General features: G+C 57.8%; 17 protein-coding genes. 1 reads left to right on the top strand and 16 read right to left on the bottom strand.

All coding sequences use genetic code 11. The features are described 5' to 3' along the window. Nucleotides 1–7 precede the first annotated feature (7 nt). From KUL97_RS01245 to KUL97_RS01200, 10 genes are all read right to left on the bottom strand, one after another. Nucleotides 8–1018, bottom strand: coding sequence for a GDP-L-fucose synthase (locus KUL97_RS01245; RefSeq protein ID WP_217795026.1), 1011 nt, complete (start codon nucleotides 1016–1018; stop codon nucleotides 8–10). After that, the gene (gene gmd / locus KUL97_RS01240; protein WP_217795024.1) at nucleotides 1015–2184 is read right to left on the bottom strand and encodes a GDP-mannose 4,6-dehydratase; all 1170 of its coding nucleotides are present in this window, start codon (nucleotides 2182–2184) and stop codon (nucleotides 1015–1017) included. Before gmd ends, KUL97_RS01245 begins: the two co-directional genes overlap by 4 nt. After that, nucleotides 2184–2366, bottom strand: a complete 183-nt coding sequence (locus KUL97_RS01235) for a hypothetical protein (RefSeq protein ID WP_217795022.1) — start codon at nucleotides 2364–2366, stop codon at nucleotides 2184–2186. Before KUL97_RS01235 ends, gmd begins: the two co-directional genes overlap by 1 nt. Then, a complete protein-coding gene (galE, locus tag KUL97_RS01230; RefSeq protein WP_217795020.1) occupies nucleotides 2363–3448 on the bottom strand; it encodes a UDP-glucose 4-epimerase GalE in 1086 nt (361 codons plus the stop codon). Before galE ends, KUL97_RS01235 begins: the two co-directional genes overlap by 4 nt. Before the next feature lie 114 nt (nucleotides 3449–3562). Next, nucleotides 3563–3868 carry a hypothetical protein gene (locus KUL97_RS01225; RefSeq protein WP_217795018.1) on the bottom strand — a complete coding sequence of 102 codons (306 nt, stop codon included), beginning with the start codon at nucleotides 3866–3868 and terminating at the stop codon, nucleotides 3563–3565. A 786-nt stretch (nucleotides 3869–4654) separates the two neighbouring features. Further along, a complete protein-coding gene (locus KUL97_RS13835; RefSeq protein ID WP_368656068.1) occupies nucleotides 4655–5206 on the bottom strand; it encodes a LysR substrate-binding domain-containing protein in 552 nt (183 codons plus the stop codon). Nucleotides 5207–5689: 483 nt separating this feature from the next. After that, on the bottom strand, nucleotides 5690–6130 hold the full coding sequence (locus KUL97_RS01215) for a hypothetical protein (protein WP_217795014.1): 441 nt from the start codon (nucleotides 6128–6130) through the stop codon (nucleotides 5690–5692). Between the two features lie 353 nt (nucleotides 6131–6483). Continuing rightward, a complete protein-coding gene (locus tag KUL97_RS01210; RefSeq protein ID WP_368656051.1) occupies nucleotides 6484–7554 on the bottom strand; it encodes an SLBB domain-containing protein in 1071 nt (356 codons plus the stop codon). A gap of 182 nt (nucleotides 7555–7736) precedes the next feature. Next, nucleotides 7737–8666, bottom strand: coding sequence for a hypothetical protein (locus KUL97_RS01205; protein ID WP_217795012.1), 930 nt, complete (start codon nucleotides 8664–8666; stop codon nucleotides 7737–7739). A 1476-nt stretch (nucleotides 8667–10142) separates the two neighbouring features. Then, nucleotides 10143–10358 carry a hypothetical protein gene (locus KUL97_RS01200; protein ID WP_217795010.1) on the bottom strand — a complete coding sequence of 72 codons (216 nt, stop codon included), beginning with the start codon at nucleotides 10356–10358 and terminating at the stop codon, nucleotides 10143–10145. A 470-nt stretch (nucleotides 10359–10828) separates the two neighbouring features. Here KUL97_RS01200 and KUL97_RS01195 point away from each other — a divergent pair, with 470 nt between their 5' ends. Then, nucleotides 10829–11104: a hypothetical protein gene (locus KUL97_RS01195; RefSeq protein WP_217795008.1), complete on the top strand. Its 276-nt coding sequence runs from the start codon at nucleotides 10829–10831 to the stop codon at nucleotides 11102–11104. 49 nt (nucleotides 11105–11153) lie between these two features. Here the strand turns inward: KUL97_RS01195 and KUL97_RS01190 are convergent, their stop codons facing one another. The 6 genes from KUL97_RS01190 to KUL97_RS01165 all read right to left on the bottom strand — a co-directional run. Continuing rightward, a complete protein-coding gene (locus KUL97_RS01190; protein WP_217795006.1) occupies nucleotides 11154–11474 on the bottom strand; it encodes a hypothetical protein in 321 nt (106 codons plus the stop codon). Further along, nucleotides 11474–11755, bottom strand: coding sequence for a DUF433 domain-containing protein (locus KUL97_RS01185; protein WP_254896066.1), 282 nt, complete (start codon nucleotides 11753–11755; stop codon nucleotides 11474–11476). The genes KUL97_RS01190 and KUL97_RS01185 overlap by 1 nt, the downstream gene beginning before the upstream one ends. A 3-nt stretch (nucleotides 11756–11758) precedes the next feature. After that, on the bottom strand, nucleotides 11759–12655 hold the full coding sequence (locus tag KUL97_RS01180) for an RAD52 family DNA repair protein (protein WP_254896065.1): 897 nt from the start codon (nucleotides 12653–12655) through the stop codon (nucleotides 11759–11761). Between the two features lie 83 nt (nucleotides 12656–12738). Then, a complete protein-coding gene (locus tag KUL97_RS01175; RefSeq protein ID WP_217795004.1) occupies nucleotides 12739–13392 on the bottom strand; it encodes a siphovirus Gp157 family protein in 654 nt (217 codons plus the stop codon). 50 nt (nucleotides 13393–13442) lie between these two features. After that, a complete protein-coding gene (locus KUL97_RS01170; RefSeq protein WP_217795002.1) occupies nucleotides 13443–13931 on the bottom strand; it encodes an SLOG family protein in 489 nt (162 codons plus the stop codon). A gap of 345 nt (nucleotides 13932–14276) precedes the next feature. After that, a partial coding sequence (locus tag KUL97_RS01165) for a hypothetical protein (RefSeq protein ID WP_217795000.1) occupies nucleotides 14277–14482 on the bottom strand: 206 nt, incomplete at its 5' end.

Raw genomic sequence — 14482 nt, 5'->3', positions numbered from 1 at the left:
GCCACTCCTAGAGGCGAACCTGTTGCGCCTGCAACTGCTGACGAAACAGCTGCACGGTGGCCTCGATTCCCGTACGCAGGGGGATCCGGGCACACCAACCCAACTGGGCCAGCCGCGAACAATCGAGCAATTTGCGAGGCGTGCCGTCAGGTTGGCTTGGGTCCCATTGGATCTCACCCCTGTAACCCGTGGCTTGCGCCACCAGGCCTGCCAGCTCAGCAATGCTGGTTTCTTCCCCTGATCCCACGTTCAGCAGTCCAAGCGGCTGGCCGTCGTCGTCCTTGGGCGCATCAGGCGCAGTGGGATCCCAATGCTCCAAGGCGAAGACACAGGCTTCACCGAGATCATCAGCATGGAGGAATTCACGCAACGGCCGCCCGCTACCCCAGCAACGCACCACTGGATCCGCAGCAACAGCAGCCTCGTGGAAGCGGCGGATCAAAGCAGGGAGCACATGGCTATGGGTGGCGTGATAGTTGTCGCCTGGGCCATAGAGGTTGGTGGGCATCAGGCTGATGGCATCAAAGCCGTATTGCAGCCTCAGGGCGTCACACAGTTTGATGCCTGCGATCTTGGCGATCGCATACCAGGCATTGGTGGGCTCCAACGGACCACTGAGCAGTGCTTCCTCGCGGATCGGTTGCTCGGCGTATTTGGGGTAAATGCAGCTACTACCAAGAAACAACAACCTACGAACGCCATAGCGCCAGGCTGCTTCGATCACGTTTTGCTCAATCTTCAGATTCTCCAGCAGGAAGTCGGCCGGGTAGCTGCGATTGGCGTGAATGCCACCGACCCTAGCCGCCGCCAACACCACCACATCCGGTCGCTGTTGGGCAAACCAGCGCTCAACGGCGCCTCCATCGAGGAGATCGAGTTGATCGCGCCCAACCAGCAGTTGGCGGTCATAGCCGCGGCGGCTCAGGGCGCGGCTGATGGCCTGGCCAGCCATACCGCGAGACCCCGCCACGAAGACGGTGTCACTGGGCCGCAGCAATGCTCTTGAATCTGCGGTCATCGTGAGGCTGCCGCACTAGCAGCCAACGCCGCGTCGGAGCTGGGTGGATTTTCCATCGAACCCACCACCACAAAACCCTGTCGACGCAGCAAGGCCTCCTTCGCGGCCTCCTCCTGATCGGTCTCCACCATCTCAGCCACAAGTTGCTCCAGCGTGGTGGTGGGAGTCCAACCCAGCCGTTCGCGGGCTCGGCTGGGATCGCCTAACAGGGTCTCCACCTCAGTTGGCCTGAAATAACGCGGATCCACCTGGACCACCACAGCACAGGTATCAGCGCGACGCCCAATGGTGTCTACGCCGCTGCCCTCCCAGAGCATGCCGCCCCAACCCAGCTGCGTTGCAGTGAGTTCAATAAAGCGGCGCACCGATTCCTGCCGGCCCGTGGCGATCACGAAATCTTCGGGTTGATCCTGCTGCAGCATGCGCCACTGCATCTCTACGTAGTCACGGGCATGGCCCCAGTCCCGCAGGGAATCGAGATTGCCCATATACAGGCAGTCATCCAGGCCGGCGTCGATCCGAGACAGGCCGCGCGTGATCTTGCGTGTCACGAAGGTTTCGCCACGCCGCGGGCTCTCGTGATTGAACAGGATGCCGTTGCAGGCATACATGCCATAGGCCTCTCGGTAGTTCACCGTGATCCAATAGCCGTAGAGTTTGGCCACCGCATAGGGGCTACGGGGATAGAAAGGAGTGGATTCACGTTGCGGGATCTCCTGCACTAATCCATAGAGCTCACTGGTGCTGGCCTGGTAGATGCGGGTTCGCTCCGTGAGACCCAACAGCCGCACGGCTTCAAGGATCCGCAACGTGCCGAGGGCATCACTATTAGCGGTGTATTCCGGGGCTTCAAAACTGACCGCCACGTGGCTCTGAGCCCCGAGGTTATAGATCTCATCAGGCTGCACCTGCCCGATGATTCGGATGAGGTTCGTACTATCGGTTAGATCGCCGTAATGCAACACCAGCTGGGGCGATGCGTCGTGGGGGTCTTGGTAGAGGTGATCAATACGAGTGGTGTTAAAGCTGCTGGCGCGACGCTTGATTCCATGCACCTGATAGCCCTTCGCCAGAAGCAGCTCTGCCAAATACGATCCATCCTGCCCAGTAATCCCTGTAATCAGAGCAACGCGGCCTGAACAGTTGAGACTTGAGAAGTCGGTCATCATGGGTAATCCTGCTGGCGGGTGTGATGGCCACCATCAGAAGAGCGGCTCAAAACCTCAAGGCGAGCCTTTAATTCCTCAACATTGTCAGTGAGATCCAGAAACATCTGATAGAGAATCTGATGGCGCTCACGCCACAGCTGCAACTCGAGCAGCAGTTGTGGATCGCTGGCATCCTTCATCGACGCAAAACAAAGCGATCGAGGTCGTTGGCAAAACGAAACCGATGCCAAAGCCAGGCGTGCTGAAGAATAGTCTGGAGATTGGAGTAACGCAAGCGCCAACCCAGCTCCTGCCTAGCGCGGCGTGGATCAGCCACAAGATGCGCGATGTCACCGCGCCTACGTGGTGACAAGTGTATGAGCAAGCCATGCCCCGTGAGCGCCTTGGCAGCTTCGACAACCTGCAACACCGAGTGCCCCGTGCCTGTGCCGATGTTGTAGATGTGACTGCCGCCGACATTCAGCACTCGCCGGACCGCAAGGACATGAGCTTCAGCAACATCACAGACATGGATGAAATCGCGGATTGGGCTGCCATCGGGTGTGGGGTAATCCACTCCATAGAGCTCAAGACACATCCTGCGGCCCGACATGGCTTCGAGAATGGAGGGAATTAGATGAGTCTCAGGCAAATGATCCTCACCGAGACCTCCCTGCGGATCAGCACCTGCCACGCTGAAGCAGCGCAAAATCACATGAGGCACAGCCATATCGCGACCTAGATCGGCTAGAAGCTGTTCGTTGATCCAGTGGCAATAGCCACTCGCACTGAGCGGATGGACAGCATGACCTTCTCTGCGATGCTCGTTTTCTTCATCTGAAGGTCCATACACACTGGCGCTACTGGAGAGCACGATCGGGACTGCCGCTTGCCCTGACCTCTGCCCAGCGCGAGCGCAGGCATCCAGCAAGACCATGGTGTTCTCAAGGTTGGCCTGGCAGGCGAGGGAGGCCAGCTCATCGGGGCATCCACCGAGATCGCTAGCCGCACAATGCACCACAGCAGCGATCGGTCGATTCTGTGTCGCTGGATGATCACCACTGAGGAGAGCCTCCACAACAGCGGCGTCCCCCAGACTGGCTTCGACCAAGGGCAAGTTGAGGCTGAGGGCGAGATCCACATGACCTGTGGAGAGGTTGTCGAGCAACACCACGCCAAAGCCGGCGCTGCTGAGCGCCCTGGCCACATGGCTTCCGAGGTAGCCAGCACCACCGACCACCATCACGACGCGATGGTTGGCTGAGTCAAGCAATGGATGCATGAAATACGCTCAGCGCAACACGTCGTCAGACAACGTCAGTCGTTTGAGGAAGAAATCGCGATCACAGTTCATCAGATGCGAAACAATCACACACGTCCGTTCATCAATGTCACATCAAATAGGTGGCATAGACTGCATCAGATGCTGACCGCACTGGTCACACAGCGTCCCAGGGAGAAGCATCGACTCGTCACTGCTCACTTCGATCCACACATAACGCTTCGGAACATCGCTCCAAGCCGCCACAAGCTTCACGTGGACTGGTCTGGAGAAACTGGATTGTGCCCAGCAGAAAGCAGAAACTTGACGCTCCGTCGTGCCATCCTCATCGATCGTGAAACCCGCATCAACCAGGAAAAGAGCGATAGATTTACGAAGATCAAGACTGCAGACTTCTGAGATCCAACTCGCAACGGCCATGGATTGGCTGGGATAATGATGGGGTCGGACTACTAACGTGAGAGGAGCTCAAGCAAGCGGTAGGTCGAAATAGATGGTGCACAGCCCATGCATGAACAGACACACAATTCCTGCAATGTTGTGAAGAGACGCGAGCGGAGCTCAAGCAGTCGTCGATCACGCATTAAACATGATTCAAGGAGCCCCGCCCCTGAGCAGCAAATGGTGAAACTGCATACCGCCTTGCAACTGCAGCAAATCTGCATCCAGGTAGCGCATCAAGCAAATTCGATGCCTCGATGCAGAGTTATCACACCATTTTGGATGCACCCAAGTGCTAGATGATGCTCACCGAGATTTGGAGGATAAGCCGCTGAGAATGAGCTGGCTACGCACTCGGGTGCTAGCCATCGGTCCGCAACCACGGACTCGTGATCATTGGAATGAATTAGAACAGGCAGGAATTCGATCTGTGCTATGCACCAGCTTTCCCGACGAAGGCAGCTGGTGCCCACCTGATCACTGGCTGAGCGCCAGGATTCCGCTGACTGACCATCGAAACCCTGATGCACTCGATGATCAAGCCCTGCGGCGGGCGATGGATCAAGCCATCACACTGATGGAGAAAGCTCCAGCTCTTTACCTTCACTGCTGGGCGGGGGTAGAACGCTCGGCGTTGGTTGCAATCGGAACCTTGGCGAGGCTAGAGCAGATCGATCTGCTCACAAGCCTGGAGCAAGTACGACGGATGCACCCTACGTCTCGACCATTGACACAACATTTGCTCAAGCTCGAAAGAATTCTGAATCAACCCTGATCAAGACTGGACCAAGGGCTCGAGCAAGACGCAAGAACCCTAAGGACGTGACACCTTAGTTGCTCTATCAGCTTCTGAACGGAGGGGTTTGTACTGATATCGCTGCGCAGAATGATCCATGTTTCTTGCTCGACAGGCTGAGGCAGAGGACGGCAAACAAGTTCCGTGAGCTCAGGGATCATGGGCTCAAGCAACGCTGTGCTGTACGAGAGACCTGTTGGGTAAGCCATCGCTCCGTACCACTCTGACAACATAAAAGTTTGATGCCGACAGGCGGAGTTCCACAGTCCAAGTGGCCTGAGTGCATCTGCAGCCAATGGCGCGACACCTGATGGGTAGGCTGGACTTGGAAATGGACTCAAATCACTTGGGGTCAACACCGAGGCATCCGATAGCGGATGGTTAGGGTTAAAGAGTAGCTGAATGGGTTCACGGAAGAGGGGCACTGCAACCAACCAAGACTGTGACGTCGATTGAGCTTCAGCAAGCAGATTCCCAGCGACATCCAAACAGGAACTGACAATAAGATCAACACGCCGCATCATCAGATGCTGACGCAGTTGCTCAGGACGGTGAAACCAATCCCGCATCAAATCAACCGACCCTTCGAAACCGCGAAAAAGCGATGCGGCTGCAAACGTTGGATACACCTTGATCTGATCAGCATTAAGACGCCAATACTGATATGACCTTCTCAAATAAGTAAGGCACTCCGACTCGAATGCAGTTGTTAAGTCGTCGATACCCGGANAAGATGTCTTAGATATATTGNATTGCCCAATGAATTCAGCGACACGACNNCTAACCTTAGCCGCTGAAACACGGCGCAGACTTNCAACAGACTTCAAATTACCGNAAAGGCTCCAAANATCAAAGAGATCAAGGGCCTCGAAGTAACCCGGCTTCATCGCCGCACTCCCCAGAGAAGGGGGGGGGGGGNNNNGNNGNNCNAANANTAATCTGGTTTACTCTAGTATTTTAGTGGTGAATGCAATGTCCCCAAATGGGGATATTGTTATGAGGTATTAAGGAGAGGGCACAGCTGCCTGGTCAGGCAGAACGACCGGTTGCCTTAACGGCTCTGCTGCAACCACCATGACTTTGACTGTTCCTGGAGAAGCAGGTGACTGATCCGAGGCCCAGCGTTCGACCACGGATTTGACCTCAGGGCTTGCGGGAGTCACCAGCGAAGAACCACGGCCTTGGTCATCAACAACAAGGGGGATTTCTTGGCGTGCACTCACACCTGGTGCTGGCAAACGAATGGTGGCCACTTCACTCACCTCGGCTTCCCCCACTTCAAGGCGCATGGCATCGCGCCAATGCTTGGGCAAAGCTGCCATAGGATCTCCCGAGCGGCGCTGCATCAATCGCTCTGCTCTCACGGCAACAGGAACCAATGGCTCCTGGAGGCTGGACAAGGTAATTTCACCTCCAAGGCCATCTGCCATTTGCAACCGTTGCATCAAGCCTGTCTCTGAACGAGCAGGTAATGCTTCAGTGTCAGGAGTGCGATCAGACGAGAGGCGCAATGAAAGGGTCCTGTTACTTGGCGGAGTCACAGATGAGACAGGCAAAGCGCTGAGCTCAGGTATGGGTCTCGAGTTAACGGTCGGCTCACGCAAGGGATCCAGCAGCATCAAGTGCGCGAGCTCACCATCGATCGGCCGCGCAACCCCAGTGAACCTGTTGAGCTGCGAGCTGAAACTGATAGTCTGGATTCTGTTGAGCAGAAAAGGGCTAAGCCAAAGAATTGCATTCGCGAGGGAGAAAAGAAGCCAAGGGTGGACAGATCGGCGAATCATCATGATGCCTAGAACTAGTTTTTGCGTGACGAGTCGTTGATGAGCTGAATCAGGGCCCACACATTGACAAGACCTGTGACTGGGGTCGCAATAGCCGTTACGGCGTCTGTCAACACTGCATAGTTGCTTCGGTTGACAATAACTGTGTCGCCATTGCGCAGAGGGGGGTTGCGAGCAGAGCTAACACCTTGCGAATAATCAATGGAGAACATTTCACGTGTTGCCGATCCGTTGCGATTGATCCTTACGAGCTCAACGTTGCTGCGTTTGGCCCGCCAGTTCTTAGGACCACCAGCCGCCAAAACCGCCTCAACCAATGGTGTATTAGCTTGAACTTCGATGCGACCAGGATTAACAACTTCCCCTACAATATTGACCTGAATACTCTGGGGCGAGAAGTTTGTCGCAGCCAGCTCCATCACTTCACGGTCAGAAATCTCAGCCCGTGCAATCATGATTGTGTCCCCATCAAAAAGGAATGGATTCTGAGTTTTATCGCCTTGCTGGAGAAGCAGTGCGAGATTCAACGGAGCTTCTCGTATCTGCGTTGTCGCCCCAGGCAACCGACGCTGAAGAATGACATTGCGTAAATCCGCATTGAGCGTTAAACCACCGGCCTTCTGGATCGCTGTAACCACTGTTGGCAATCCGCTAATCGTCGTTGATGGGCCACCTTCTGTTTGGGAGATCTCACTGTTAGTGAGTGAATAGAGACCTGGAGATTCCACCTCACCAGCGATGGAAACCTGTATCGGTCTTGGGCGTGTCACTTGCAGATTGAGGGAGGGGCGCAGAAGATACTGCCCATACAAGTCCTGAAGCCATAATTTTGCCTGATTAATCGTAAGGCCTTCTAGGACGACACTCCCAACGAGAGCGAGGCTTGCACTACCGTCATTAAGGATTTCAAACCGTCCACCAAGATCTTTGGCGGAAGGATCTAACAGAACAATTTCGAGCTGATCTCCTGGTCCAATGATATAGGCATCCTGGGTTGCGAGTGTATGGCCCAAGAATGGCCCTGATCCTGTTGGATTACCCGATGCAGCTGCATATTGAACTGACGTCATCAGATCGCCGAGCACAACAAGCGAAGTAACTGACGCCAGCATTAGAGGGCCGGTCTTTAACTGCCTGCGGGACCAAGGCGTTAGCACCTGATTCATAAATGGGAGTATGCGGATTCTAAATGATGCGAAGCGGAATGACAGAAAGTATTTGACTCGTGAATATCGGAATACATAAAGAAAACTCGTCCAACAGCGCTTCACCCAAGCCAGCGCAGCCCAGATACCGTCGTGCCCAAAACCCTCTGAATCTCTGCTAAGAGACCGCGGAATGTTGCCCCAAATTTAGGGTCAGACAAGACATCCACGTGTCCGACTAAGGCAAGGCAATCTTTGATACCAAGCGGGTAGCGCACTGGACAGAGCTGATAGCGCTTCATCAGCTCGGGCAGGAGAAAGGGAGCTGCATAGCTCAAGCCAATCCCATTGGCAGCGAATCCTTCCCACTTACTTTCATGGTATTGCGTCAAACCTGACTGTTGGTTAGCCAGGCCATGCGCATGCAAGGCTTGCATCAGCATCGGGGCTGAGCCGATGCTGATGGCTGGGGATGGGTAAGTCGCAAGCTGATCTGGATTGATATTATCATTATGATCCAGCAATGGATGTTCAGTATGCGCTAGCAGCTGAAGCTCATAAATACAGAGAGGAATACACATCATGGACTGACCAATAGAGTGCTTGCCGAGCCTTAGTCGAGTCAGCGATTGCGTCATCATCCCCTGGAACTCAAGGATTCCCATAACAGCGACGTCCAACAACCGCTGCTCAAGCAATGAAAGCATCCGCCATGAATTCATCCATCGAACATCGAGATCGACTCCAAATCTCGTCAATCCCGGAAGATTCATTTCACCCATCTGCCATCCCCTCGAAAAGCGCATCTGAGCCTGACGCACTCGCATGCGCTGCGAGGCTTGCCTGAGATTGGATAGAATGTCTAGATTGCTAGTGGGTTGGTAGCGATCACCAATTCGGTCAAAATTAAATCCACACTGATCACTGAAAGCTCTGTATCGACGAGAGCAACTGCTTTGAGATATTCCCAAGGCCTCCGATGTCGCCACGGTGCTATTGAGAAGCTCAAGGTAATCAATAATTACCAGGTCCGAAACAAACTCTGTCTGCACGAGGATGGAAGAATTTGAAACCGACTATTCAAATCTGGCAGATTAGTAGCAATTTTACAACTGGGATGCAGATCGTGTATTTGCATATTCCGTGAATGCGGCTACCGCATAAAAAGCGGCCTGCGCAAATGCAAACTTGTTTACGCACCAGCAAGCGCTCGTCGCGGCTGAGCACTTGTCTTCACCGCCCGGTAGGTTGGGATGAATTCGTAACTACAAGAAAGGCGACATCGTCCGGTGCCACTCCGAAGTGGAAATGACTTCGACATCAGTCGTCATCGCTGTGACTCGAGCGTTTACAGCGCGATCATCCTCGGTTAAAGAGCGGTTCAGAACCACGCCACAGGGCGCACTACTCCCTAGCGCGGATCCCAGTAGCGCCGGCCGTCATGACGTTTGTGAGTCAACCGACGAGCCTGACGCCGCGTGAACTCACTGACAGTAGGGTTGGCCTGAAGCGGATCAACGTGAGCGACCTGCTGCCACAGTTCGCGTTTAGCCCAGCTGACTTGAAGGTCTCCGCTAGCCAAGCGGGTGACATGACACCAGGTCTTTTGTCCGCAGCTCTGACAAAAGAGCTCTTCGAGCCATTCGTTCGATAAAACCAATACTGGATAGGCCTGCATGACCAGCCGAGCTCGCTTGTCGCCCATCCCTCGCGACTTGAGCTCCTCAGGCGTAAGGAGGTGAATGTAGTATTTGCGACCATTTCCAATCAGCCTTTGCTCCGGGTGGGCAGGACAGCAGATCAGGCGGCGTGAGGGTCTCCGATTCCGAGCCCGTGCAGGCTGCCCAAGCTGGTTGACCGCATCCGCCTTCTGGTTAGCCGCCGACACAGAGCCGGAGGGTAACGAGAAGGAATCGGTTAAAGGAAAATCCACTAGCTAGAGAGTGCTTAAACCTATCGTGAATGATTAGGCTGGAATAGCTGGGCAGGACAGCCGCTCAGGGGATACGCCTATGCGCCCGACGGGTATCCCTAGGGAATTTGGCATTCATTGATACAAAGGTTGTTTTCCTTTCGTGGGGGCTGGCCTTCTCGGATGCCCCCGGAGCAACCGAGAAGGCATTTGAGCGCGCACTCGTCTGATGGCGTCAACGGCCCGGTGATCTACGACGACTTCCCAATAGAGATTTTGATCCTCATCTATCGATGGATGGGTACGAAGTCGTTCCAGCCATTGATCAAACCGAAATCATTCCACGAGACCTGCTAGGCCGGTTGGGTTCAGGCGCAAGGTGCATGAACCAATGCACACCGCGAATACGTTGATGTCGCATGATCCAAATGAGTCGAAGTCCTGTTTCACTACGCCACTTCCGCAATATCCAGCAGAAACTCATTGTATCTATTCCCCCCAAGGTGGCTGACTCATGGATAACAAGGGCTTCTAATCACAACTCAGAACCATCCAGCACCAGCTCACAAGGAAATCGAGCAAGGTGAAGGCGGGAGGCGGAGCCTCCCGAGACGGCTCAGATCACCGAGACGGTGGTGCCTTTGGTGCCCTGGAAATGACGGGCCATCGCATAGGCATCTTCTGCAGGGATCAGGCGGAGCCTTTTGACCGGCTTGCCGCGGCGACCGATGGGCGTGGTGATCCGCTCATGGCCATAGGCCTTGATGCCATCGGGATAGGTATGCAGCACCAGGAAGCGGATCTCGCAGCAGGGAGCGGTGGGGCGTGCCATGGAAGGAAAAGGCGTGGAACACCCCGACCGAGGCCCGCTGGGGCAGAGGCGGCAAGGACCGCGTTAGCGGCCCGGCCTGATCCTTGCCGCCTCTGACGCGGTGGGCACGCTGGGAGGGATCCACGCCGCTTCCATGGCACGCGCCGCCGCGGCTGTGTGGTGAGCCGAGCGCTGGTGCAGACCGTCAGGGGAGGGGATCCAGGCCGGCGGGTGTGGGGGGATCACTAAGGGGGTGAGCAGTCCGCCAGATGCACCCCACCGGCTGTCGGAGCACCGCAAGAAGCGCCGCGCCGGGCACCTCCAGGATCGCCCCTGGTCAAGGGCTGCGCGAGGCGAGCTGACTGGTTGGTGTGGCGCGATCGCCCCGGCGGTGCCGGTGCTCACCGCGCATCAGCGGATCGACTCGCCCCTTGACTGGCGGGGCGGTCCTGAAGGCGTCCCGTCGCTGCGCCGTAGGGCGTCAGGTCGTCATGGCTACGCATGTTCTGGGGTATGGCCCCGAGGATCCAGTTGCCCTGGTGGAGTCCTGCTACCGGGCCGTGGAGTGGCTACTCGCTACCCACACCGCCCGGGGGTTGTTGATCCCCAGGCCCTGGATCGATCACCCCTATGGGGAGGAGGAGATCACCCTGCTCGAGGAGGAGTTGCTTCCAGCGATGGCTGGGTTCCTCGCCCGGGTGGAGGCGATTGATCGGGCGATTGAGGCCGATCAGGAGCTGGAGGTGGCAGCTCACCAGGCGCGCTGAGGGCCAGGCCGGCAGGAGCCGGCCTTTTCTGCTGCTCCCGTTGGGGGGGTCAGGGAATCCGGAGCTCGCAGTAATCCCCAGACGCAAGATCAGCCACCACATCCACCACCTGATCGGCTGCGGCTTTGATCCGCGGCCAGCTGGTGGTGGAGAGCACCAGGATTGCGATGGTGCGGTCCTCCAGGTTCTGCTGATAACGCAGGTTGGTGTCGGTGGTGATCAGCAGGTCGTAGCCCTGTTGCTCGGCCAGGCGAATCAGATCGCCATTGGTCACGGTGGACCAGCCCTGCTCGTAGGCGGTGCTCACCTGATGGGCACTCAGCCATCGCCGCAGAGGCGCTGGTGTGCCCTGATCAAACAGGATGCGCACTACGCCAGGGCCACAGCCGTACTTCTGGCGGCGTGCTCGAGCACTTGGCGGGCCTGTGCTGCGCTCACCCCGGGGAAGAGTTCAACGAACTCCACCAGGGAAACGCCGTCCTCCAGGTTCTGGAAGAGTGCCGCCACGGGGATCCGGGTGCCGCGGAACACCCAGGCGCCGCTGACGCGCTGCGGATCCTGTTCCACAGCCGGGCAATCGGCCCAATCCAGATGGCTTGGTGTCGGCATGGCAAAAACCCAGTCGCCAAGCCAACAGTAGGCAGATTCCATGGATCAGGCGGAAGCCGCCTCCGCCAGGAAGCCCTCAATCCAACGCTGGTGTCGGCTGGTGGTGATCAATCCCGCCAGGGAGGGTTGGGCATCGGGCACGTGGAAGGCAGTGCGGAAGCCCTTGGAGAACGCCTCGAGTTGAGCAGGGAGCAGGGCTTTGATCTGCTCCTGTAGCCGGGTGATCACAGCAGGTTGGAGGGGAGCACCAGCCACCTCCGTATTGGGATCTTTGGTTCCAGTGGGTACGGGCGCCGGTGTGGCGGGAGCTGCACTGCTCACCTGCCGTTGCTGCTTGTCGTAGAGCGCCAGGCCAAAGGGATTGCCAAAGGTCATCAGGGCCCGCTTGGTGGCATCGGTTTCGGCTTCCTTGAGCGCTGATTCATGGGCCAGGCCCAGGTCGGTGTCGATGCCATGGCCAGCTCCGGAGCCCTCACGGATGAGGGTGCGGTTGCCGGCGGTGATGGTGATGCGCACGCGGGCGATGTAGGTCACGCCCCAGCCGCTTTTGCGATCACGGCCAATCGGCCTTTCGTGTTCCGCCACGCAGCGGCTGATCAGGGTGGAGCGCTCCCAGCCGTCAAAGCCAAAGATGCGGTTGGCTTCTGCAATCACCTGCCAACCCTCGAGGTAGCTCACGCGACTGCGGCCCTGCTCCCGCTGGCGCACGTTGGCGCGATCGAGGGGAGCAGAGAGAGCCGCGATCTGTCGGGTCGTGAATCCCGCCAAGGAGCCCAGGGCGCCGTCGTCATTAGGTGTCAGCGGTGATTGCGATGGTTGAGCACCGTCTGGCTTTTGGCTGAGGGATTCACGAAGCAGCTGAAGCGTGGAAGGCGGCCGGCTCGCAGGGCTCCGGCGCACCACAGGGGTGGCGTGGGTGGTGGCTGTGGATGTGATGGCCATGGGAACAAGTGGGTGTGTGTGGAGTGAGAAGCAAGTGGGGCCCGCAACTGCAAAACCCCATCGCAAAGGGGCCCCTGGCCCCCTCAGGTGATGGACCAGTGGCGGCGTTTGATGAGGCGTGCGCCGGGGATGGCGGTGGATGAAAGGGAGAAGGAGAGGTGAGCGGCTTCTGCTTTGGGGAGGCCAGCGGTGGCTGTGGAGATGAGGGCGCGGATACGGGCCTTGATGGAGGTTTTGTTGGGGGTGGTGGTGGTTTGGGTGGTCAGCAGATCTGGGGGGAGGAGACCTGCGTCATCGATCTCGATCGCTTCTGTGGTGCGTGAGGAGAGGTGGTGATCGGTGAGGTGGTGGGAAGTGGCGGAGGGATCGAGGCGGGAGAGCAGGTGGATGAGAGTGGATTCGAGGGCGTCGGCGCGGTTGTCTTCTCGTTTGGCCAGGGCTGAGAAGCGCTTGGATTGGGCCAGGTGGTAGCTGGCTTCTGCGCGGAGGCGCTCGATCACCCAGCAGGTGGCATCGGCCTTGCGGATGAAGGCCTCGCGTTTGTTGTCCTCCAGGGCCAGGGATTCCTCAAGATCGGCGATGGCGAGGGCGCGTTCGTCGTCGTCCTCGGTATCGAGGCGCTCGGAGAGGCGAGCAATCCAGTGGGTTTCGGCCTGGAGATCAGTGCCGAGTTCCCAGAGGGTGGGCAGCTGCGGCGTATCGGCTGGAGGTGTGGTGACAGCAATGGCAACTGACATGGGTGTTTGGGAGTGAGGAGAGGCAGAAGAGAGGGAATCGCGCAGGTGGCCTATGCCGCAGCCGCGATATCGATCACCTCGATCGGGATGGCTGAGCGTCGGCTGAGGCGGCGGGCCTGATCCACCAGGGAGGCGGTGCCGCGGGAACCCGGGAAGGCGATCACCAAGAGGCCAGCGCCCAGGGGTAGAGCGGAGGCCAGATCGAGCGAGCGTTCGAGCATCTGGCGATTGCGGATCGGGCCAGCGGCGCGGCCGTGCTGCTGCCAGGCAGCGGGGCAGGCGATCTGCGGCCAGCCGAGCTGATCGGCAGCCAAGGCGATCGCCTGATCAGCGCCGCGGGCACCGCCATGGAAGAGCGATTGCACCAAGCGGCCACGGGAAGCGCTGAGCAAGTGGGTGGCGATCAGCTCAGAGGGCCAGGCGAGTTCACGGCCACCACCGGCCACGATCACCAGCTGGCCACTGCCAGGGAGAAACAGCGAGCCGAATAAAGAAGCAGCAGGCGGCGCCAATGCGGCGGCCTGGGTGAGTGAAAGCATGGACATAAAAGAGCACAGAAGATTCCTTTCAAGGGCTCCGGCGACAGCGGAGGCGATCCCTTGATCACCTCTTTATTGTATCAGTACGGGCGTACTATGCGCCAGGTGGGACGGGTCTTTCGTGGCCCTCTTCTTGAATCTTTACGGCTCTAGATCTGGGTGCCTGGGGCATCAGCAGTGCGGCAACTCTTCTAAGAGCTGAGCATTCATCAAGTGCCCAGGACGCAGCCACCACTGCCGCTTCTAGGCGCTTACAGCAGGCCCAAAAGCGCCGGGCCACCGCAGCCGCGGGAGGACGCTATGCGTGATGAACCAACGCCACACTTCCCGGCGGCGGCAAGGACATCAGAGATCACGCGAGCGCCAGGGCCGGTGTCCGCGCAGCGGCCACCGGCTCGCGAAGCCCTGGCGCCGTGTGACATCCTGAATCACCTGCCGCCGGGTGGCGATCAAGCGCTGACGGCATGCGCTTGCTGAAAATTCAGGTTCCCGGAAGCTGTAGCCGAGACCTGCATACTTGCGCCACGGCAGCATCCATACGGTCAGCCTGC

Source organism: Synechococcus sp. HK05 (assembly GCF_019104765.1).
Classification (GTDB): Bacteria; Cyanobacteriota; Cyanobacteriia; order PCC-6307; family Cyanobiaceae; genus Vulcanococcus.
Note: the sequence above shows the minus strand (reverse complement) of the source record. Positions and strands in the feature narration are given on the sequence as shown.

Bases quoted from the DNA above. Each gene is read 5' to 3' on its own strand.
- KUL97_RS01245 (WP_217795026.1), bottom strand. From the start codon at position 1,018: ATGACCGCAGATTCAAGAGCATTGCTGCGGCCCAGTGACACCGTCTTC.
- gmd (WP_217795024.1), bottom strand. From the start codon at position 2,184: ATGACCGACTTCTCAAGTCTCAACTGTTCAGGCCGCGTTGCTCTGATT.
- KUL97_RS01235 (WP_217795022.1), bottom strand. From the start codon at position 2,366: ATGAAGGATGCCAGCGATCCACAACTGCTGCTCGAGTTGCAGCTGTGG.
- galE (WP_217795020.1), bottom strand. From the start codon at position 3,448: ATGCATCCATTGCTTGACTCAGCCAACCATCGCGTCGTGATGGTGGTC.
- KUL97_RS01225 (WP_217795018.1), bottom strand. From the start codon at position 3,868: ATGGCCGTTGCGAGTTGGATCTCAGAAGTCTGCAGTCTTGATCTTCGT.
- KUL97_RS13835 (WP_368656068.1), bottom strand. From the start codon at position 5,206: ATGCGGCGTGTTGATCTTATTGTCAGTTCCTGTTTGGATGTCGCTGGG.
- KUL97_RS01215 (WP_217795014.1), bottom strand. From the start codon at position 6,130: ATGCAACGGTTGCAAATGGCAGATGGCCTTGGAGGTGAAATTACCTTG.
- KUL97_RS01200 (WP_217795010.1), bottom strand. From the start codon at position 10,358: ATGGCACGCCCCACCGCTCCCTGCTGCGAGATCCGCTTCCTGGTGCTG.
- KUL97_RS01195 (WP_217795008.1), top strand. From the start codon at position 10,829: ATGGCTACGCATGTTCTGGGGTATGGCCCCGAGGATCCAGTTGCCCTG.
- KUL97_RS01185 (WP_254896066.1), bottom strand. From the start codon at position 11,755: ATGGAATCTGCCTACTGTTGGCTTGGCGACTGGGTTTTTGCCATGCCG.
- KUL97_RS01180 (WP_254896065.1), bottom strand. From the start codon at position 12,655: ATGGCCATCACATCCACAGCCACCACCCACGCCACCCCTGTGGTGCGC.
- KUL97_RS01175 (WP_217795004.1), bottom strand. From the start codon at position 13,392: ATGTCAGTTGCCATTGCTGTCACCACACCTCCAGCCGATACGCCGCAG.
- KUL97_RS01170 (WP_217795002.1), bottom strand. From the start codon at position 13,931: ATGCTTTCACTCACCCAGGCCGCCGCATTGGCGCCGCCTGCTGCTTCT.